This window comes from Arthrobacter sp. efr-133-TYG-118 (genome assembly GCF_030209755.1).
Taxonomy (GTDB): Bacteria; Actinomycetota; Actinomycetes; order Actinomycetales; family Micrococcaceae; genus Arthrobacter.
In genome coordinates this window covers 1-19,748 of sequence record NZ_JARVRH010000035.1, presented here as the reverse complement: position 1 = coordinate 19,748, position 19,748 = coordinate 1, and the positions used below count along the sequence as shown (strand labels likewise).

Annotated in this window: 17 protein-coding genes and 1 tRNA gene; 8 read left to right on the top strand and 10 right to left on the bottom strand. The window is 64.5% G+C overall.

Features of this window, described 5'->3' with window-relative positions; genetic code table 11:
* Window positions 1–7: 7 nt before the first annotated feature.
* The 5 genes from QRN59_RS22395 to QRN59_RS22375 are packed head-to-tail and all read left to right on the top strand — an operon-like array spanning window position 8 to window position 5,877.
* Window positions 8–718, top strand: a complete 711-nt coding sequence (locus QRN59_RS22395) for an NUDIX hydrolase (protein ID WP_241707528.1) — start codon at window positions 8–10, stop codon at window positions 716–718.
* Window positions 715–2,022, top strand: a complete 1,308-nt coding sequence (nadA, locus tag QRN59_RS22390) for a quinolinate synthase NadA (protein WP_284984640.1) — start codon at window positions 715–717, stop codon at window positions 2,020–2,022. The genes QRN59_RS22395 and nadA overlap by 4 nt, the downstream gene beginning before the upstream one ends.
* A gap of 37 nt (window positions 2,023–2,059) precedes the next feature.
* Entirely contained in the window at window positions 2,060–3,826 is a 1,767-nt protein-coding gene (gene nadB / locus QRN59_RS22385) for an L-aspartate oxidase (RefSeq protein ID WP_284984639.1), read from the top strand.
* On the top strand, window positions 3,819–4,715 hold the full coding sequence (gene nadC, locus QRN59_RS22380; protein WP_284984638.1) for a carboxylating nicotinate-nucleotide diphosphorylase: 897 nt from the start codon (window positions 3,819–3,821) through the stop codon (window positions 4,713–4,715). Before nadB ends, nadC begins: the two co-directional genes overlap by 8 nt.
* Window positions 4,716–4,719: 4 nt before the next feature.
* Window positions 4,720–5,877, top strand: a complete 1,158-nt coding sequence (locus QRN59_RS22375) for a cysteine desulfurase family protein (protein WP_284984637.1) — start codon at window positions 4,720–4,722, stop codon at window positions 5,875–5,877.
* A gap of 135 nt (window positions 5,878–6,012) precedes the next feature.
* On the opposite strand, the gene QRN59_RS22370 is transcribed toward QRN59_RS22375, so the two are convergent.
* The 3 genes from QRN59_RS22370 to QRN59_RS22360 are packed head-to-tail and all read right to left on the bottom strand — an operon-like array spanning window position 6,013 to window position 8,081.
* On the bottom strand, window positions 6,013–6,504 hold the full coding sequence (locus QRN59_RS22370; RefSeq protein ID WP_284984636.1) for a GtrA family protein: 492 nt from the start codon (window positions 6,502–6,504) through the stop codon (window positions 6,013–6,015).
* Window positions 6,505–6,516: 12 nt separating this feature from the next.
* On the bottom strand, window positions 6,517–7,371 hold the full coding sequence (locus tag QRN59_RS22365; protein ID WP_284984635.1) for a fumarylacetoacetate hydrolase family protein: 855 nt from the start codon (window positions 7,369–7,371) through the stop codon (window positions 6,517–6,519).
* A 41-nt stretch (window positions 7,372–7,412) separates the two neighbouring features.
* On the bottom strand, window positions 7,413–8,081 hold the full coding sequence (locus tag QRN59_RS22360) for a DUF1684 domain-containing protein (RefSeq protein WP_284984634.1): 669 nt from the start codon (window positions 8,079–8,081) through the stop codon (window positions 7,413–7,415).
* Between the two features lie 120 nt (window positions 8,082–8,201).
* On the opposite strand from QRN59_RS22360, the gene QRN59_RS22355 reads away from it, so the two are divergent.
* Window positions 8,202–9,017 (top strand): hypothetical protein, encoded by an 816-nt coding sequence (locus QRN59_RS22355; protein ID WP_284984633.1) that lies wholly within the window; start codon window positions 8,202–8,204, stop codon window positions 9,015–9,017.
* Between the two features lie 80 nt (window positions 9,018–9,097).
* Window positions 9,098–9,904: a transglutaminase-like domain-containing protein gene (locus QRN59_RS22350; protein ID WP_284984632.1), complete on the top strand. Its 807-nt coding sequence runs from the start codon at window positions 9,098–9,100 to the stop codon at window positions 9,902–9,904.
* Here QRN59_RS22350 and QRN59_RS22345 read toward each other — a convergent pair.
* The 7 genes from QRN59_RS22345 to bcp all read right to left on the bottom strand — a co-directional run bounded on the left by QRN59_RS22345 (window position 9,901) and on the right by bcp (window position 18,987).
* Window positions 9,901–10,380 (bottom strand): MarR family winged helix-turn-helix transcriptional regulator, encoded by a 480-nt coding sequence (locus QRN59_RS22345; protein ID WP_284984631.1) that lies wholly within the window; start codon window positions 10,378–10,380, stop codon window positions 9,901–9,903. The genes QRN59_RS22350 and QRN59_RS22345 overlap by 4 nt on opposite strands.
* Window positions 10,377–11,510, bottom strand: a complete 1,134-nt coding sequence (locus tag QRN59_RS22340) for an LLM class flavin-dependent oxidoreductase (RefSeq protein ID WP_284984630.1) — start codon at window positions 11,508–11,510, stop codon at window positions 10,377–10,379. Before QRN59_RS22340 ends, QRN59_RS22345 begins: the two co-directional genes overlap by 4 nt.
* Before the next feature lie 128 nt (window positions 11,511–11,638).
* Entirely contained in the window at window positions 11,639–14,863 is a 3,225-nt protein-coding gene (locus QRN59_RS22335; RefSeq protein WP_284984629.1) for an efflux RND transporter permease subunit, read from the bottom strand.
* Window positions 14,864–14,927: 64 nt separating this feature from the next.
* The gene (locus QRN59_RS22330; RefSeq protein ID WP_284984628.1) at window positions 14,928–16,433 is read right to left on the bottom strand and encodes a malate:quinone oxidoreductase; all 1,506 of its coding nucleotides are present in this window, start codon (window positions 16,431–16,433) and stop codon (window positions 14,928–14,930) included.
* Window positions 16,434–16,512: 79 nt separating this feature from the next.
* Window positions 16,513–18,180 carry an ABC transporter substrate-binding protein gene (locus QRN59_RS22325; RefSeq protein WP_284984627.1) on the bottom strand — a complete coding sequence of 556 codons (1,668 nt, stop codon included), beginning with the start codon at window positions 18,178–18,180 and terminating at the stop codon, window positions 16,513–16,515.
* 133 nt (window positions 18,181–18,313) lie between these two features.
* Window positions 18,314–18,395: transfer RNA gene (locus QRN59_RS22320), tRNA-Leu, on the bottom strand.
* 118 nt (window positions 18,396–18,513) lie between these two features.
* Window positions 18,514–18,987: a thioredoxin-dependent thiol peroxidase gene (gene bcp, locus QRN59_RS22315; protein ID WP_284984626.1), complete on the bottom strand. Its 474-nt coding sequence runs from the start codon at window positions 18,985–18,987 to the stop codon at window positions 18,514–18,516.
* Between the two features lie 108 nt (window positions 18,988–19,095).
* Here bcp and QRN59_RS22310 point away from each other — a divergent pair, with 108 nt between their 5' ends.
* Window positions 19,096–19,584, top strand: a complete 489-nt coding sequence (locus QRN59_RS22310; RefSeq protein WP_284984625.1) for a MarR family winged helix-turn-helix transcriptional regulator — start codon at window positions 19,096–19,098, stop codon at window positions 19,582–19,584.
* Window positions 19,585–19,748: the final 164 nt, after the last annotated feature.

Below are 19,748 nucleotides of genomic sequence, written 5' to 3'. Positions count from 1 at the left end.
GAATACCGTGTACGCCACCTCCGCCAATGTCGCAGAGCGAAGGCTCGCGCCGCCGTCGTTGGCCATATCGACGGTGATCTTCGCCCTCCGCCCGAGTGAAAGCTCCGGCCGACCCACACTGTGGCTACCGCTGGTGCGCCGCATCCGCGAACCGTTCAAAGACATGTGGGCACTGCCCGGCGGCCCGCTGCAACACGACGAATCCCTCCAGGATGCCGCGTCCCGGAACCTGCGCGAGACCACCGGGCTGGCTCCCCAATACCTTGAGCAGCTCTACGCCTTCGGCGGCCTGCACCGCTCGCCTGCGCAGAGGGTCGTCTCAATCGTCTACTGGGCCCTGGTGCAGCCCACAGAAGCCGCCCTGGCCGACGAATCCGAGAACGTCCGTTGGTTCCGGGCAGACCGGCTCGCGGAATTGGCCTTCGACCACAACGCGATCGTGGACTACGCCCTGTGGCGGCTGCGCAACAAGATGGCCTACGGGTCCATCGCCTATCACTTGCTGGGAGAATTCTTCACCCTGGCACAGGTCCGCGAAGTCTACGAGGCTGTCCTGGACCGTCAGCTGGATCCGGCAAACTTCCGCCGGCAAATCAAGGGAGCACCGGAAATCGAGGAAACCGGTGAATACCTCCAAGGCGGAAAACACCGCCCGCCCCGCCTCTACCGCTTCACCGGCACGCCCGGACTCGGGCCAGACAACAGGAGTACACCATGAGCAGCGTCAACACAGCTATCCAGCTGATCACGCGGGAAGAAGCCGAAAGCGGCCGTTCCGCGGCCGGCTCGACGTGCAGCCCCGCTCTGGCCAAGGGCCCGTGGGAGTACGACCTCGCTGAAGCCCTCGCCGGCATCCCGGCCTACGGTCCCGGCGCGTCCAGCTCCGACGACGCCCCGGAGGCCACGCCCCGCCAAGGCCAGTTGCCCGAAGAGTACAAGTTGGCCAGCGACGCCGAGCTCGACGCCCGGATCCGCGCCGCCAAGGAGACGCTGGGGGACCGGGCCGTCATCCTGGGCCACTTCTACCAGCGCGACGAAGTTGTGCAGTACGCGGATTTCGTGGGCGACTCCTTTCAGCTAGCCAACGCTGCCCTGACCAGGCCCGACGCCGAGGCCATCATCTTCTGCGGCGTGCACTTCATGGCCGAGACTGCGGACATCCTGTCCAGCGAGGACCAGGCCGTGATCCTGCCGAACCTGGCCGCCGGCTGCTCCATGGCGGACATGGCGGACGAGGACTCGGTGGAGGAATGCTGGGAACAGCTCGAGGAGCTCTTCGGGACCGCCCCCGATTCCGAAGGCCGTGCACCGGTCATCCCGGTTACCTACATGAACTCCTCGGCCGCATTGAAGGCCTTCTGCGGCCGCAACGGAGGCATCGTCTGCACGTCCTCCAATGCCAAGACGGTCCTCGAATGGGCCTTCGAACGCGGCCAGCGGGTGCTCTTCTTCCCTGACCAGCACCTGGGCCGCAACACCGCCAAGGCCCTCGGCGTGCCCCTGGAGCAGATGCCCATGTGGAACCCGCGCAAGGAGCTCGGCGGAAACGGCGAACAGACCCTGCTGGATTCCCGCGTCATCCTCTGGCACGGCTTCTGCTCCGTCCACAAGCGCTTCAACGTGGGCCAGATCGAGAAGGCGCGCGCCGAATTCCCGGGCGTGAACGTCATTGTGCACCCCGAGTGCCCCATGGAGGTTGTCGACGCGGCAGACGGCGCAGGCTCCACCGACTTCATCAAGAAGGCCATCGCCGCCGCAACCGAACCCACCACCTTCGCGATCGGTACCGAGATCAACATGGTGAACCGCTTGGCCGCGGAGAACCCGCAGCACACCATCTTCTGCCTTGACCCGGTGATCTGCCCTTGCTCCACGATGTACCGCATCCACCCCGGCTACCTCGCCTGGGTACTCGAGGAACTGGTGGAAGGTCGCGTCGTCAACCGCATCACGGTAGACGACTCCGTCAAGGACAACGCCAAGATCGCCCTCGAACGCATGCTCGCAGCACGGCCGCTCTAGGCCACACCCCGTACCAACCAGTCGAATCGAGCCTCACATGACTGCAGAACGCATTCCCGGCGCTCCGGCGCGGCGGCGGCTCGTCGTCGTCGGAAGTGGCATCGCCGGCCTCTACTCCGCGCTGCTGGCCGCCGAGGCCGGTGCGGACGTCGTCCTGCTCAGCAAGGGGGCGCTTGCGGACAGCAACACCTTCTTTGCCCAGGGCGGGATTTCGGCTGTGCTGGACGAGCCCGCCCCCGGCGATACCGTCGCCGCGCACATCGCGGACACCCTCAAGGCTGGCGCGGGCCACTGCAACGAGGAGGCCGTGCGGGTGCTGTGCACCGGAGCGCGCCTCGACATCATGGGGCTCGAGCGTTTCGGTGTCCGTTTCGACGCGGACGACGACGGCGATCCCGCCTTGGGACTCGAAGCCGCCCACTCCGCGCCAAGGATCCTGCACACCGGCGGAGACGCCACCGGTGCCGGGGTCGCGAACGCACTCATCCTGGCGGTCCTTGACGCGCAGGACGCCGGGAAAATCCGAGTGCTGGGACATGCCCAGGCGACGTCCCTGATCCAGTCCGAGGGGCGTGTGACGGGCGTTGAATTCCTGCGCAACGGCCGCCTTGGGAGCGTATCCGGCGATGCCGTGCTGCTCGCCACCGGCGGGGCGGGGCAGCTGTTCGCACAGACCACCAATCCCTCGGTCGCAACGGCCGACGGACTTGCGCTCGCATGGCGGGCGGGCGCCGACCTCGCAGACCTCGAGTTCTTCCAGTTCCACCCCACGAGCATGGTCCTCCCCGCCGCCGGAGGACCAGCTCCCCTCGGCGCCGATCCGCTCCTCATTTCCGAAGCGGTCCGCGGCGAAGGCGCCATCCTGGTGGATGCGAACGGCGAGCGATTCATGCCTGGCTACCACCCCGACGCCGAACTGGCGCCACGCGACGTCGTCTCCCGCAGCATCGCCCTCCACCTCGCTTCACTCGGTGATCCGAACGGCCACGTCTTCCTCGACGCCCGGGTCGTGGAAGCGAACAAGGGGGAAGGATTCCTTGAGAAGCGCTTCCCCACGCTCAGCGCACGGACCCGCGAAGCCGGCATCGACTGGACCCTCGAACCCGTTCCGGTTGCCCCTGCCGCCCACTACTGGATGGGAGGCGTAGTCACCGATCTGTTCGGCCGTACTTCCGTTCCTGGCTTGCTTGCCGCCGGCGAAGTGGCCTGCACCGGGGTCCAGGGTGCGAACCGTTTGGCCAGCAACTCCTTGCTTGAAGGTCTTGTGTTCGGGCGGCGGGCTGTCGAGGGGTTTCTCGGGTGGGCGCCGCCGAACGGTGGGGTGACCGACTCGCCGGTTCCCTCGGCGCCTGCGCTCCGGTCTCCCGCCAGCGAACGCCTCGCAAGCTCGGCGGCCGGCGTGGACCTCCACGCAACAACGGCGCTTTCGGGAACCACCGGGCCGGCCGGGGCGCTCGCGTGGCAACCGGAGCTGATTCCCGATCCCTTCGGTCGAGACGCACTTCGGCGGCTTATGACTGCCAAGGCGGGGGTGCTGCGGACCGGGGGGTTGCTCCGGGAGGCTGCCGAGGCACTCGAGGCTTGGGCCGACGTCGTGCTTCCTGAGAATGTGCCGGACTCTGCGGATCCCCGCGTGCACGAGGATGCTAATTTGCTCCTCGCTGCGCAGCTGTTGGTGCGGGCTGCGGGGGCGCGGCGGGGGTCGCTCGGGGCGCATTACCGGAGTGACGCCGTCGAAACCCAACGCGAAGAAATTGTTCAGAGATACACGATCCGCCGGAAAGCGAGCCTCGTCAATGACTAGCCTGACCCTCCCCGCAGCACCCGTCCGGGACATTCTGGAGCGGGCTTTCGCGGAAGACGCGCCGAGCGGCGACATCACCTCGCAGCTGCTCATCCCAGCCGAAGCCCGCGCCACTGCCGTGCTCAATGCCCGGGTTCCAGGGGTCTTCAGCGGCGGAACGGTGTTCCGTGACGCCATGCTGCTCATCGACCCGGACACCGAAGTGGAGCTACTGCTCGCGGACGGTGAAGCGTTCGACGCCGGAACCCACCTCGCACGGGTCAGCGGCCGCGCGCGCTCGGTGCTGCTCGCCGAACGCGTCGGGCTCAACCTTGCCCAGCGCATGAGCGCCATTGCCACCAAGACCGCGGAGTTCGTCAAACTGGTCGACGGCACCAAAGCCCGCATCACGGACACCAGGAAAACAACCCCCGGGCTGCGGGTATTGGAACGCTACGCCGTGCGTTGCGGCGGGGGAGCCAACCACCGCTACAGCCTGTCCGACGCCGTCCTGGCCAAGGACAACCACCTGGCCGTGATGACCGGTGGCGATTCCGCGAAGCTCACTGCACTGCTCAAGACGGCCAAGGCCCAGCTGGGCCACACCACTCATTTCGAAGTGGAAGTGGACCGGGCCGAGCAGATCGAACCCGTGCTGGCGGCCGGGGTGGACACGATCATGCTGGATAACTTTTCCCTTGAGGAGCTGCGTGCCGGCGTGAGGCAGGTGGCCGGCCGCGCCGTCGTCGAGGCGAGCGGTAACGTCAACATCAACACGGTCGCAGACATCGCCGCCGCGGGAGTCGATGTCATATCCATCGGCGGACTCACACACAGTGTCAACGCGCTGGATCTGGGCCTGGACGTGACGCTCGACGTGACGCCGGACCCCTCCTTGGGTCTCGGCTGACGCCATGATTTTCCTCGACGCAGCGGCGACCACACCCGTCCGCAGGGAGGTCCTCGAGGCGATGTGGCCGTATCTGACGGGGGAGTTCGGCAATCCCTCAAGCCATCACAGCCTCGGCGAAGCGGCTGCGAACGCGTTGTCCGGTGCCCGTGCGGCGGTGGCGAAGGCCCTGGGCTGCCGGCCAGGGGAGATCACTTTCACTTCCGGCGGCACCGAAGCGGACAACCTGGCAGTGAAGGGAATCGCCCTCGCGAGGCGGGCGGCGGATCCTGCCCTGAACCGGGTTGTCATCAGCGCCATCGAGCATCCCGCCGTCGAGGAATCCGCGCTCTACCTGCAACGCGTCCATGGGTTCGAGGTGGACGTGGTCCCCGTGGACCGGCACGGTGTGGTGACGGCGGAGGCGCTCCGGGCTGTGCTGGGTCCGGCGACAGCCCTTGTCAGCATCATGTATGCGAACAATGAGATCGGGACCGTGCAGCCCGTGCGCAAACTCGCGGAGGTGGCTGCGGAACATGGCGTGCCGTTCCATACGGACGCCGTCCAGGCTGCCGGCTGGCTACCCATAGGCGTCAAGGAACTGGGAGTAGACGCCCTGAGTATCTCGGGCCACAAGCTGGGCGCGCCCAAGGGCAGCGGCGTGCTCTATGCCAAGGGCAGGTTGCGCCTTGAGCCGCTGGTCCATGGCGGCGGCCAGGAGCGGGGCAGGCGCTCCGGGACTGAAAACGTGGCGGGGGCTGTTGCGCTCGCCGCGGCACTGACTCTTGCCCACACTGGACAGTCCGGACTGGCCGGGCATGTTTCGGAGTTACGGGATGCCTTCATCCGCGCTGTCGTTAAGGCTGTGCCTGGTGCGGTGCTGACCGGCCACCCCTCGCAGCGCTTGCCGTCGGTGGCGTCCTTCTGCTTCCCCGGCACGAGCGGGGAGTCGGTCTTGCTTGAGCTCGAGCGGCTTGGGGTGGTGTGCTCGAGCGGATCGGCCTGCGCCGCTGGATCCGACGCTCCCTCACCGGTCCTGCTGGCCTTGGGAATCGAGCCCGAGGTGGCCCACACAGCTGTCCGTTTCAGCTTCGACTCCACGGTGACGTCAGCGGAACTGGAGCAAGCCGCGGAAGCCGTGGCTGCCGCCGTCGGGAGCGTCCAGGGGCTCGGTCGCCGCTGACCGTCCCCACCCCAACTAGCTCGCATTTAACGTCGTTTAGAAGGCTCAAAACGACACCTTCTGCGAGGGCCCACGCCGCCAGGGTTCCCTGGCCGAGCTTGCGAGGCGAGGGTGGCGGTGGGGATTAGTTGGGAATCAGACGTGGCGGGCCCTGCGGAAAATCCAGTGCCGCAGCATCGTGAACCGCACGGCCGTCGCCACGAACCCGGACAGCGTGGTGGTCCAGAGGTCCTCGGCGAGGGTGGCTTCGGGCCTTAACGCATGCAGCACGCCCAGGCTCCCGCCCGTGATGACCAGCGCCACGGCGATCACGATGAGCCCGTTCAGGTGGTCCCGCATTCTCTTCCGGTTGCCGCTGATCTTGAAGGTCAGGCGACGGTTCAGGGCCGTGTTCATGAGAGAGGTGATGATCAGTGCAGCGGCGTTGGCAGGTTGGGGTCCCATCCACGGCCGGAAGAGCGCGTACAGCGCCAGCGAGGTGACGGTACAGATGATCCCGACGCCGGTGAAACGGATGAGCTGCCTGACTACCGGATAGCGCAGCACGCCTTTGCGGCGCTTGCTTGTATTTGGCCTGTAAAGGGACGTCTGCCGCGTCTCAAGTGCCGGCACGGCAGGGGGCTCCATGCCTCAAGCCTGTCATATCAAGCTGGGAATTTTCTCCCAAGACGCTGCGATAACGGGGTTGCTGAGCTCCCCAATGCCCTCAACCCGGCAGGTCACAAGGTCTCCGGGCTCGATCCTCGCGCACTCGGCCGGGAAGCCCGTGAGGACCAGGTCCCCGGGGTGCAAGGTCATGAACGAGGTCAGGTAGACAAGGATCTCGTCCACTTTCCATCCGAGGTCGGCGGTGCTTGCCGTGCGCAATTCCCTGCCGTTGTGCACTATGCCGATCGAAAGATGGCCGTCATTGAGGTCGGTGACGATCCACGGTCCCGCAGGAGTGAATGTGTCCTGGCTTTTCGCGCTGATCCACAGTTCGTCGGTCTTTTGCAGGTCCCTCGCCGAGACGTCGTTGCCGATCGTGAAACCCAGGATGGCGTCGCGCGCGTTACCGAGTGTGAGGCCCCGGACCTTGCGTCCGACGACGACGGTCAGTTCCGCTTCGGGGTCTACGTAGCCGACGTCGGAGGCGAGTTCGATGGCGTCGCCCGGTCCGATGACACTTGTGGAGGCCTTGTGGAACGCCTGCGCGGGCAGGTCACGGCCCGGCTGGCCGGTGTTGTGCGCCATGCCGAACACGTTGGCGGGAACAGACGGTGCCAGGAACGTGAACGCATCCTCGGAAACCCCGGCGCCTCCAACCCACCCGGGCCGGCCGGCACTGCTGCCATTTGCCGGCGAACCGGGGAACGGGCTGTCCACCACAGTCCAGTTCCGGCCTTCTGCGGAAGCGAAGTCGGCGGCGTCGTTCGCGACGAAGAAGTGTTCGTCCGGCGAGATGGGGGAGAGCGGGCGGACGCGGGCGATCCGGCGTGGACGTGAGAAAGTCATGAAGACATCCTACGTCCTTGGGCCTGTTTGAACGGCCCGGCTTAGACGGGCAGGTAGAGCTCCCCCACAGGGATATCCGCGGCCAGGCGATTCGCCGGCCCGGCCAGGGGGCAAGCCCAGGCCTCGTTGTAGGCGCAGGAAGGGTTGTAGGCGAAATTGAAGTCGAGCACGAACTCCTGTTGCCCGGATCCTCGAAGGCCGTGGAAGGCGCCCTTGATGGTGTCCAGCAAGTACCGGCCGGCGCCGTAGCTTCCGCCCGGTTTGCCGGCCGTGGCGTCGCGGAAGGGCACAAAGATACCGCCGCCGTAGCTGCGCAGGCGCCACACAGCCAATGAGCCAAGCTCGTCGAGGTCGAAGGTGCCGAGGCGGACAAACGGCACCACGCCGTCGGTTCCGGTCTGGACGTTCATCTCCTGGCCGGCGCCTTCCGGAGAAAGGGAGGCATAGCGGCGAAACCGGGAATCGTAGTCCGCGGTGCGCAGGCCCGAGAAAGCCTGCTTGCTGGCGGGAGTCAGTGCCGAGGCCGGATGGGTTCCGAACATGCGGTCCCGTTCCTGGCGCCAGTAGACATGGGCCTGGAAAGGATCGTCCATCGCAATCTTGCGGACGTCGTCGTACAAGGCAAAGGTGCGCAAACGCCAGTCCGCGATGTCCACGGCGGAGATGTCCGCCACATTGTTTTCGTCCTCATCAAGCTGATCGGGAGCCATGCGTCCAGCCTAGTCCTACGACGCAGGCCGAAGCGGCCCGGGGTGCATCGGCCGCGTTGCACGTGCGAAACGCCGATCCGGACGGGCAGGCGGGGGCCCGGCGCCGCTAGGCTGGTGCGCATGAGAGCAAAGCGGATCCCGTTGAAGTTTTCAGTCGCCGTCCTCGGCGCGCTCATCGTGGTCGCCACGGCGGGCTGTAGTTCCGAGGGCAAGGGCGGACCAGTCTGGACTGCCGGGTCCAACAGTGCGGCACCCGGGAGCGCGACGCCGTCGGGCCCTGGTACGGCCCCGCCGTCGGGCGGCTCCACCGCTTCGGGGAGCCCCTCCACAGGAAGTACAGCGACGGCGGGAGCGACCGCCTCGGCGTGGAAGACGTACTCGGATGCGGCCAAGAAGGTGAGCTTCGACCTTCCGAGTGACTGGATTGCGCAATCGGTGGCGCCCGACGCGGGTTCCATGCCGGGCGCCCTGAAGATTGAGGTCAAAGACGCCAAGGGCGGGTATCTCGCGACCCTGCACACGGGACTGCCTTCGGCGAGTCCAGCTGACTGCAATCCGGCCGCCAAGCGTCCCTACGTGGTGGTAAGCAGCGTGCCCATTGACCTGCCCCATGCGGACGGTGATTCCACGATCCCCCCACACGTGGTGTTCCGGGTCATCCAAGGGTACAAATTCTTCGGTTCGTACGGCATCACCAACTTGGTGGCCGGATCTGATGGCCAGGCCTGCCAGCTGCGGAACCTTGTGGTGGGGCCCGCAGGAAAGGGCAACTACTACTTCGGGGACATGCCCGCCGTGCATGCCTTCGCGACGGACGAAGTCGTTGCTCCCGCGAAGTCATTTGACACCTTGGACCAAGCCGCCAAGTACGTTGACCAGAGTTCGGAATTCGCCAACGTCCAGCGGATGCTATTGTCTCTGAAGGTCAATCTGTAGAACCACGATTGACAGACAAACTCGTCGGCGCCAACTCCGCACATTTATTGGGTTGTCCAGCCGCAACACTCCGGAGATCCATGGAACGCAACGTTGCTGCCCAGCTCGTTTTCAAGACCGTCGCCAACACCAAAGTGGCCATGGCAATAGCCGTGGCCAGCAATCCTGGCTATGAGTCGTTGACCGAAGAGCTGTCAGTCACGGTGGAAGGCGAAGCTGTTCCGCTCACCGAGCTGACGGACCATCACGGTGGACGTTTCCAGTACATGGAGTTCGCCGAACCCAGCGAGGTAACTGTTGATTACCGGGCCTCGGTGGAGGGCTTTGGTGTCCCCGATGAGTCCTCCCGGATGGAGCTCATCCGCTATGTGCGGCCCAGCCGCTATGCCGAGTCCGATCGGCTCCTTCCGACGTCGTACGCCGAGTTCGGCGGGCTGCACGGCGAGGAGCTGTTGCAGGCAGTCCGGAACTGGGTCCACGACGAGCTGCGGTACGTCAGCGGTTCCTCGCGGGGGACGGATGGAGCGGTGGAAACGCTCCTGCACCGCAAGGGTGTTTGCCGGGACTTCGCCCACCTTGCCATTGCCCTCCTGCGCTCCAAGGACATCCCCGCCCGGCTCGCCGCGGTGTATGCGCCCGGGTTGAGCCCCATGGACTTCCATGCCGTGGCCGAGGCCCACATCGACGGAACGTGGTACGTGATCGATCCCACCGGCCTGGCTCCGCGCGAATCCATGCTGCGCATCACGGCCGGACGCGATTCCTCCGACACCGCGTTCCTCTCCACGGTGGGTGGCAGCCTGTCGTTGAAGAGCTTAAAGGTCACCGCAGTGGTGGCCGACGAGCTGCCGGATGAGGACCCGGCGAAGCTCGTCGTCCTCCGCTAGCTTTCGCGCGGCTGCTTGTGTGCGACGAACGCTTGCAGTTTTTCCGTCAGGCGGAGGAGCTCACGCTGCTCCTCGGCCGTAAGGGCCGGAGCCACAAGCTCGGCGATGTCGCGGATGTGCTCGCGCCCGATCTCTTTCTGTAGTTCCTGCCCGGCCGCGGTAAGCCCCAGCAGGATCCCGCGGCCGTCGTCGGGGGCGATGCTGCGCTCGACGAGCCCGCGCTTCTCCAACCTGTCAACCAGCCGGCTCAGGCTGGATTGGCTGAGCAGGACGTGATCGTTGATCTCGTTCAGCCTCAGCTTGCCCGTGGGGCAGCGGGAAAGAGTGAACAGGACGTCGTACTCCTTGATGGGCAGCTTCTTGAACGCCTGCCCGGACTGGAGGCGGCGCATCACCGCCACCTGGGAGCGGAACAAGGACTCCCAGGTTTCGGCGGCGAGGCGCACGGCGGACGAGGTGGGCGCTGTGGTGGTCACGGGTTCCCCCCTGCGCCGTCGCTGACAGCACCGGCAACCGCCTCACTGGCCGAGGCGATCACGGACGCCGCCACCCGGGATGCATGGGTGGGTGCGTCAGGTACATGGGCCGGCTTGCGGTCCTCGAATTCCTTGCGCAGGACCGGCAGGACTTCTTCGCCAAAGAGGTCCAGTTGCTCCAGGACGGTCTTGAGCGGCAGTCCGGCATGGTCCACAAGGAACAGCTGGCGCTGGTAGTCGCCGAAGTACTCGCGGAAAGTCAGGGTCTTTTCGATGACTTCCTGCGGACTGCCAACGGTCAGCGGCGTCTGGGATGTGAAGTCCTCGAGCGAGGGTCCGTGGCCGTACACCGGTGCATTGTCGAAGTAGGGGCGGAACTCCTTCACGGCGTCCTGGGAGTTCTTACGCATGAAGAACTGCCCGCCGAGGCCCACGATGGCCTGGTCGGCTTTGCCGTGGCCGTAGTGCTCATAGCGTTCGCGGTAGAGGCCGATCAGCTGCTGGTAGTGCTCCTTGGGCCAGAAGATGTTGTTGGCGAAGAAGCCGTCGCCGTAGTAGGCGGCAAGTTCCGCGATCTGCGGGCTGCGGATGGAGCCGTGCCAGACGAAGGGCGCGACGCCGTCGAGCGGGCGGGGCGTGGAGGTGAAGTTCTGCAGGGGGGTGCGGTACTTGCCGCTCCAATTGACGGTGTCCTCGTCCCAGAGGCGGCGCAGCAAGGAGTAGTTCTCCACGGCGAGTTCGATCCCGTCCTGGATGTTCTTGCCGAACCACGGGTAGACGGGAGCGGTGTTGCCGCGGCCCATGATGAGGTCCACGCGGCCATCCGCCAAGTGCTGGAGCATCGCGAAGTCTTCGGCGATCTTGACGGGATCATTCGTGGTGATCAGCGTGGTGGACGTTGACAGCGTGATGCGCTCAGTCTGCGCTGCGATGTACGCCAGTGTGGTGGTGGGGGACGATGAGAAGAAGGGCCGGTTGTGGTGCTCGCCGATCGCATAGACGTCCATGCCGATCTCTTCGACCTTCTTGGCGATGGCCACGGCGGCCTTGATGCGCTCGTTCTCCGTGGGGGTGTGGCCCGTGGTGGGGTCAGTTGTGATGTCGCTGACGCTGAATACGCCGATCTCCATGATGTGCCTTTCTGCCTGCCCGATTGGTGTCCGGGCTCTGCCAACAGTCTATCCCAAAATAGATGCATTTGCATGTATCACTGCCTGCAACAGGGTACGGCATCATTTTGTTCCCGGTGTTTGTCGCGCTACTCGGCGGGGCTGGAGGCGGATCGGCGGCCGGTGACTCTGGGAATCATTCCGGTGGTCCAGTCCAGGGGGTCGCCCTCGCCGTGGCCTGCGATGCCGTCCTTCGCGACGTCGGGGCGTTGCGTGAGTGCCTGGAGTAGCGCCTTCTTCTCCCGCCGGCCTTCGACCAGCTTGTAGAGGACAGGCACAAGGACGAGCGTCAATGCCGTGGACGAAACAAGGCCGCCGATGACCACGATCGCGAGCGGCCTGGAAATGAACCCGCCGCCTCCCGTGAGGCCCAAAGCCATGGGCGTCAGGGCGAATACGGTAGCAAGCGCCGTCATGAGGATCGGGCGCAGCCGTTGCCGGGCGCCGTGCGTGATGGCGTCCGCCACGCTCATTCCGGGGCTGCCATCGTGCGGTTTGCGGTACTGGTTGATGAGGTCGATCAGGACGATCGCATTGGTCACGACGATTCCCACCAACATCAGCATGCCGATCAGGGAAGGCAGTCCGAGCGGAACGCCCGTGACCAGGAGCAACGCGATGGCGCCAGTCGCCGCAAAAGGCACTGACACCAACAGGATGAGGGGCTGGATGAGCGACTTGAACGCGGCCACCATGATGACATAGACAATGGCGACGGCGGCCAGGAGCGCGAGGCCGAGCTGCCGGAACGAGTCGGCCTGCTGCGTCGTGGCCCCGCCGATCGTGGCGGTAACGCCTGCCGGCAGCTGCACCGCGGCCAGCCGGTCACTGACTGCCGTGCTGACGGCACCAAGATTGGAGCCCGACGGCGTCACGGTCACCTTCGCGCTCCGCTGGCCGTTGCTGCTGGTGATGGAGACCGGGGTGTCTACTTGGTCTACGGAAGCGATGCTCGACAGCGGAACGGGCCCGGCCGGCGTCGGGAGATTGATGCCCCTGACATCGGCGATGCTGCTGAAGTGCGTGCCTTCGCCGATCTGTACCGGGAAGTCCGTGGTGTCGATACGGACAGTGCCCGCGGGGATGGGACTGACCGTCGACGCCAGGACGCCGGCGACTTGTTCTTCGTTCAGCCCGGCGGCGACCGCCTTGGCGCGGTCAACCTTTACCTGGACCACCGACTGGCTGACATCCAGGTTGGTGGCTACCTCGGCACTCCCGGGCACACCGTCCATGGCCTTCGCTACGGCGTCGCTTGCGGTCTTGAGATCCGCCGAGTTGGCGGCGTTGACGGTGATGTCCACGCTGGAAGACGTGCCCAGGCCGCCTTGCTGTGCACCAACAGTGACCTTCCCGGGAGCCGAGGCGCTGGCGAGCCGGGACCGCACTGTGTCCTGAAGTTTCTGCTGGTCAGCCTTATCGTCCGTCACCACGGTGAACGTCGAGTTGGACGCACCGCTTGAGGTGAGCGCGGCGAATCCCGTTTGGGCGTTGCCCGAAGTGACCTGGACGTCCTTGATTCCGTCGATCCCGCGGAGGACCGATTCCACCTGGGCGGCGGCGGCGCCGGTCTGTTCCAGGCTTGTGCCGGCGGGAAGAACCTGGCGCACGGTCATGCTGTTCTGGCCGGAGTCTCCAAGCAGGTTCGTGGCGAGCAGCGGGGACATGGCTGCGGTTCCACCCAATACGAGGACTGCCGCGACGATCGTCACGACCGGGTGCTTTTGGGTTTTGACCAGGATGGGCAGATAGCCGCGCTGCAGGCGGCTGCGTTGCTCTGCCTCATGTGCCTTGGTTCGGGCGTCTTCCGCGGCACGCACGTCCTCCGCGGCGGAGGCCGGCGACGGCGACTTGAGGAACCAGTACGCCAGCACCGGAACGATGGTGAGGGACACGAGCAACGACGACAACAGGGCGATGGTCACCGTCAGGGCGAAGGGCCTGAACAGTTCGCCCGCCAGGTTGCCTACAAAGGCGATCGGCAGGAAGACGGCAACTGTAGTGAGGGTGGACGCCGTGATGGCACCGGCAACTTCCCGGATGGAATTGAGGATCGCCGTGAGCTTGTGCTCGCCGTAGCTGAGGTGCCGTTTGATGTTCTCGATGACGACGATCGAGTCGTCCACCACCCGGCCGATCGCGATGGTCAACGCGCCGAGCGTGAGGATGTTGAGCGAGTAGTGGGTCGCCGATATTCCGATGAACGTAATCAGGAGAGACAGCGGAATGGATACCGCCGTCACGAGCGTGGAGCGCACGGACATCAGGAACACGAGGATGACTGCCACCGCGAAGCCGAGTCCAAGAAGGCCCTCCGTGGTGAGGTCCTTGATGGATTTTTCGATGTACGGGGCTTGGTCGAACACCGGCGTGAAGTGCGCATTGGAGCCGAGTTCGGCTTCCATCTGGGCAATGGAATCCTTGACGGCGTGCGAAATGGCGACGGTATCGCCGTCGGGCTTCTTCGTGATGGACAGGGCCAGTGTCGGCTTCCCATTGGTCCGGGTAATCGAAGTTGCGGCGTCGTCCTGGATGCTCACGTCGGCAACGCCGCTGATTGTGGTTCCGGCCTTCGCTCCCGTGAGCGGCAAGCCCTTGATGACGTCGAGGGAGTCCACCGGGCTGCCGATCTGCAGGGAAAGCGTCTTGCCTTGGTCCTCGATGGTTCCGGCCGGGACCAGCGTCCCGTTGTTCTTGAGGGCATTCGTGAGCGACTGAACCGTGGCGCCGCTGGCGGCCATGGCCTGGGCTTTGGGCTGGATCAGGATGTGCTGGGTGGCACCACCTGTCACATCGGCGCTGCGGACCCCGTCCAGTTTCTGGAGCCGGGGAACGCTCAAGCGCTGCAGGTCAGTGTTCAGCTCGCTGAGAGGCTTGTCCGAAGACACCGCCAAGTACACGATCGGGAAGTCGCTGATGCTGCCGGCAAAAGACCGGGGCTCGACGTCGGCCGGCAGGACACGCTTGGCGTTGGAGATGGCGCGATCGATCTGGTTGCGTGCACGGTCCAGGTTCGAACCGTACGCGAACACCATGGAGATCTGCGAAACACCGTTCCGCGACGTGGACGTGGTCGATTCCAGGCCCTCGACGCTGTTCAGTGCTGCTTCGAGCGGGCGGCTGAGTTGCTTGTCGACAACTTCAGGGGACGCGCCCGGCATGGCCGTGATCACTGAGATCTGCGGGAACTCGATCGAGGGAATGAGTTCCTGTTTGAGGGAAGACATGGTGATCACGCCGAACACCGCCGCGAAGACGGTGATCAGCGCGATCAGTGCCCTGTTCGCCAATGAAAGCTTTGCCAGACGGAACATTGCGCTGTCTCCTGGGATCTACGGTCTGTTTCTTGTCTCGAACCGGCCGCAGCCTGGACGGTTGCTAGTGCTGAACGGCGTCGGCAGGCTCAAGTTGGAGCGAGCGGGCAGTGCTCGCTTCCAGCTCGGCCGAAAGTTCCGGGTTGTCGTTCAGTTTGACTCCGTAGCCTGGCATCATTTCCTTGAGCTTGGACTGCCAGCCCTTGAAGTTCTTCGGGAAGGACCGCTGGAGCATCTCGATCATGATCGGGACTGCGGTGGAAGCGCCGGGGGAGGCGCCAAGCAGTGCTCCGATGGAGCCGTCACGAGCCGTGATGACTTCGGTGCCGAACTGCAGCACGCCACCCTTCTTGGAGTCCTTTTTAATGATCTGCACCCGCTGGCCCGCGGTGATGAGCTCCCAGTTGCCGCCGTCGGCCTGGGGGTAGTACTCGCGGAGGGACTCCACTTTGGCATCGTGGCGCTTGGCGACTTCCTTGATCAGGTACGCAGTCAGGTCCATGTTGTCCTTGGCCACGGCCAGCATCGGGATGATGTTGCTCGGGCGGATGGACAGCGGCAGGTCAAGGTAGCTGCTCGTCTTGAGGAAGTTGGTGGAGAAGCCGGCGTACGGGCCGAAAAGCAGGGAACGTTTGCCGCCAACGTAGCGGGTATCAAGGTGCGGCACGGACATGGGCGGGGCGCCCACGGAGGCCTGGCCGTAAACCTTGGCGCTGTGCTGGCCGGCAATGGCCTCGTCGGTGCAGCGGAAGAACTGCCCGGATACCGGGAAACCACCGTAGCCCTTGCTTTCCGGGATGCCCGAGGCCTGGAGCAGGTGGAGTGCTCCGCCGCCGGCGCCGACGAAGACGAACTTGGCGTGGATCTGGCCGTGTTCACCGGAAGCGGGGTGCTTGAGCGAAAGGTCCCAGCCGCCGTCGGAGGCTTTGCTCACATTGGTGACGTCGTGGCCATAGTTGACTTCAACGCCGTTGGCAGCGAGGTAGCCGGTCAGTTCGCGGGTCAGGGCGCCGAAGTCGACGTCGGTGCCTTCCGCGGCGCGGGTGGCGGCAACGCGCTGCTTGGCGTCGCGGCCCTTGACGATCAACGGAGCCCACTTGGCGATCTGTTCCTGGTCTTCCGTGTATTCCATGCTGCGGAAGAGCGTGTTGGGTTTGAGCGCCTCGTAGCGGGTCTTGAGGAAGTCTGCGTGCTTGTCGCCGATGACGAAGCTCATATGCGGAACGGTGTTGATGAAGCCCTTGGGGGAGCCGATCAACTTGTTGTCCACGAGGTGGGACCAGAACTGCCGGGAAAGCTGGAATTGCTCGTTGATGTGGAGGGCCTTGGACGGGTCAACGGAGCCGTCCTTCGCTGCAGGCGAGTAATTAAGCTCACAGAGCGCTGCGTGCCCGGTTCCCGCGTTGTTCCACGGTCCGGAGCTTTCCAGGCCGGCTTCGTCGAGTCGCTCAAAGAGGGAGATGGTCCAGCTGGGTTCGAGTTGCTTGATGAACGCACCCAGGGTTGCGCTCATGATTCCGCCCCCAATAAGGACGACGTCAGCGTGGTGTGTCTTGGAAATGAAGGTCACGATCTATCTCCGATAGCGGCGGCACTGGCTGTCACAGAATATCCCCGCGTGGGCACATAACTGAAATTGCGGCGGGACGTCAAGACTTCAGGCGAACGTTTGTAAAAACTTCGTTTAAGACAGGCGACGCGGGGTACTTCTCGACCCGGTCGGAAAGGGCCAAAGCCGAGATGGGGAAGGCGATGGGTACTGCCGGGACGGTCGCAGCGATCTGGGCATTGATGGTCTGGTACTGGGAGTTGCGGTCAGCGCCGTCGGGGAGTCCCCGGGCCCGATCGATCTTTGAGAACACCTGTGGATCGCTGTAGCCGAACTCCCCGTTGTTTTCACCGAAGAGCGTGCCCACGAAGTTGTCCGGGTCCGAGTAGGCGCCATTCCAGCCGAGCAAATGGAGCGCATGGTCACCGGGGGATTGGACCTTCTGGAGGTAACCGTCGTCCCAATTCACGGGTACCGGCTTGATGTTCAGTCCGATGGCGGTGAGCTCCGCGCTGATCTCCGCGTAGATCTTCTCCGGGGTGGGAAGGTAGGCGCGCGTGACATTGAGCGGGTAGTAGAACTTGAGTTCCTCGCCTTTGTAGCCGGACTTGGCGAGCAGTTGCTTGGCCTTGTCCGGGTCGTATCCCAAGGACGGTGCGTTGTTGTTGAAGCCGCTCAGCTTGGGGGGAACGAACTGGGTCGCCGGTGACGTGTTGTCGATGAAGAACTTGTGGATGAGGGTGTCTTTGTCGATGGCCATTTCGATTGCCTGGCGCACCCCAAGATTCTGGAGGGGCGCCACCGACTCGTTCATCCCCAGGTACATCACGGAGAACGGATCCCGTTGGACGATCTGCATGCCTTTCTTGACCAGTTGGTCGAAGGTGCCGGCGGTGACAAGGTCGTATCCGTCGATGGTTCCTGCGAGCAGGGCCTGGAGCCGGGCCTGCGGATAGTCGAACGGAATGAAGTTGACCGTGGCTATCTCGCCGCGGTCGCCCCAGTAGCCCTTGTAGCTCGTGAGTGTGATGCGGTTTTGGCTCCATGAGGAGAAAACGTAAGGGCCCGTGCCCACCGGGTGGGAGGCGTAGGCCGACGCCGGTTGTCCTGACAGTTTCTTGTCCAGGACGTCGGCCTTGCCGTCGGCCATTGCTTTCGGCGATGACATCGCGAACGCCGGCAGCGTCAACGCCTGAAGGAAGCCCGTGAAGGGCTTGGCCAGGTTGATTTGGACGTGGTCGGGAGCTACAACCTTGCAGTTCTTGAAGAGCGAAAGCGAAGCGTCGTCCGAGAAGGATTTGAAGACGCTCTTGAATGCGATGCCCGGTGCCTGCTGGCGCACGGTCGCGGGGAAGTTGTACCAACGGTTGAAGTTGCTGCAGACGGCCGCGGCGTCAAAGACGGTTCCATCGTGGAAGGTGACTTTCGACCGCAACTTAAAGTCGTAGCTAAGTCCGTCATTCCCTTGCGACCAAGAGGTGGCAAGGAGGGGAGTTGGTTGGCCGGTGGACGCGTCGACCCCTACGAGGCCTTCCATCACTTGCCGGGTGATGCGATACGACTCGGAGTCGTTCGTCACGGCGGGATCGAGCCCAAGCGGCATCGACGGGGTGCCAAAGTTGAAGGTCTTGCTTGGCTCTGCCGAAGCGCTGCCCGCAGCCGATGTCGACGGTGCCGGTCCGGGACTTACCGTGCACGAGGTCAAGGCCACGGCCAGAAGGCCTGCGCCGATTTGTAGCGTGACTCGGCGAAGCTTGCTGCTTACCACTCTTGTCCCCTCAAGGCAGTTGGACGGGCTGGGGCCCGCGGCAGCCGGACCGCAGCCCAGTCTAGTTCAGGGCCCTGAGTCCCGGCTGGAAACAGGAAGTGCCCCGGCCAAGGACCGGGGCACTTCCTGAATGTGCGCAAGGGGGGACTTGAACCCCCACGCCCGAAGGCACAGGAACCTAAATCCTGCGTGTCTGCCAATTTCACCACTCGCGCTGGTGTTTGGTACCCGGACCGGGATCCACGGATTCCCGCTCCGGCCATATACCGGCCTCCATTGTACCCGCGGTTTTGCGCCAGCCGTTGCAGCCCCGCCCATGCCGCCGTGCGGTGGCTACTTGTCGAGTTTGAGGTCCCTGCGGAGTTTGGCGACATGGCCGGTGGCGCGCACGTTGTATTGGGCCACGGCGACCTTGCCGTCGGGGTCCACCACGATCGTTGAGCGGATCAACCCTTGGTAGGTGCGCCCGTAGTTCCTCTTCTCGCCCCAAGCCGCATAGGCGTCGGCCACGTGGTGCCCTTCGTCGGACAGCAGGGGAAAGGTCAGTGATTCTTCGGCCGCAAATTTTTCCAGGTCCTTCACGGTGTCCGGAGAGATGCCAAGGACGTCGTAACCGGCAGCCTGAAGGGTTGCGAGGGAATCGCGGAAGTCGCAGGCCTGCTTGGCGCATGCCGGCGTGGAAGCCGCGGGGTAGAAGTAGATGACTGTATTGCGGCCGCGGTGCGAGGCTAGGCTCACCTCGCGTCCCGTGTGGTCCTTGAGGGTGAAGTCCGGGGCAGTGTCGCCTGGAATGAGTCGTTCAGCCATTTGTGCTCCTTGCTATCGTTCGCGATCACTCAGCTTAGTGACGGGCTGGGCACTTCACGAATTGAACCCGGGCCTGAACCGCCCGCAGCGGTCTATATACTGGCCCTTATGCCTGATATGGAACGGTGGCCCACCGGGCGCCTGCTCTCCACGGCCGCGCGACTCGTGGAGCATGCCTGGAACGAGAAACTGCGCGGTATGGAGCTGACCCATGCCGGGGTCATTGTTATGGAAGTACTCGCCGTCAAAGGACCGACCACCCAGTCGATGCTCGCGCAGATCGTCCGGGTCCAGGCGCAGACAATGGGGAAGACGCTCACCAGGCTGGAGGCCCACGGCCACGTCAGCCGCGCCCGCAGCGTGTCCGACCGCCGGAGCCAAGTGGTCACTTTGACCGAGGCGGGGGAGCACACCCTCGGGCTCGCCACGCAGTTGGAACGGGAAGTGCTTGCACCTGTGCCCGTGGACACTGCCAAACTGCGGCGGGAGCTCCAGGCGCTGGTACGCGAACTGGCGAACAATCATTCCTCGGCAGTCGTACATGACATTGTGGCCGGAGCGGATTCGGGCGCGGCGCCGGGCGAAGCCTCCAACTAGGCTTCCGCAGCCGGTCCGGTGAAATTCGGTCCCGTGCGAAGCTCGGCCCGCGGCGAATCGGGCAGAAAAGCAAAAAGATCCCTGGACAGCCATTCAGCCATCCAGGGATCTTCCCTTTGGTGCACCCCCCGGGACTTGAACCCGGAACCCATTGATTAAGAGTC

Coding starts and splice junctions, on each gene's coding strand:
- QRN59_RS22375 (WP_284984637.1), top strand. CDS start 4,720: ATGATTTTCCTCGACGCAGCGGCGACCACACCCGTCCGCAGGGAGGTC.
- QRN59_RS22310 (WP_284984625.1), top strand. CDS start 19,096: ATGCCTGATATGGAACGGTGGCCCACCGGGCGCCTGCTCTCCACGGCC.
- QRN59_RS22350 (WP_284984632.1), top strand. CDS start 9,098: ATGGAACGCAACGTTGCTGCCCAGCTCGTTTTCAAGACCGTCGCCAAC.
- QRN59_RS22335 (WP_284984629.1), bottom strand. CDS start 14,863: ATGTTCCGTCTGGCAAAGCTTTCATTGGCGAACAGGGCACTGATCGCG.
- QRN59_RS22360 (WP_284984634.1), bottom strand. CDS start 8,081: ATGGCTCCCGATCAGCTTGATGAGGACGAAAACAATGTGGCGGACATC.
- nadC (WP_284984638.1), top strand. CDS start 3,819: ATGACTAGCCTGACCCTCCCCGCAGCACCCGTCCGGGACATTCTGGAG.
- QRN59_RS22355 (WP_284984633.1), top strand. CDS start 8,202: ATGAGAGCAAAGCGGATCCCGTTGAAGTTTTCAGTCGCCGTCCTCGGC.
- nadB (WP_284984639.1), top strand. CDS start 2,060: ATGACTGCAGAACGCATTCCCGGCGCTCCGGCGCGGCGGCGGCTCGTC.
- QRN59_RS22340 (WP_284984630.1), bottom strand. CDS start 11,510: ATGGAGATCGGCGTATTCAGCGTCAGCGACATCACAACTGACCCCACC.
- QRN59_RS22370 (WP_284984636.1), bottom strand. CDS start 6,504: ATGGAGCCCCCTGCCGTGCCGGCACTTGAGACGCGGCAGACGTCCCTT.
- bcp (WP_284984626.1), bottom strand. CDS start 18,987: ATGGCTGAACGACTCATTCCAGGCGACACTGCCCCGGACTTCACCCTC.
- QRN59_RS22365 (WP_284984635.1), bottom strand. CDS start 7,371: ATGACTTTCTCACGTCCACGCCGGATCGCCCGCGTCCGCCCGCTCTCC.
- nadA (WP_284984640.1), top strand. CDS start 715: ATGAGCAGCGTCAACACAGCTATCCAGCTGATCACGCGGGAAGAAGCC.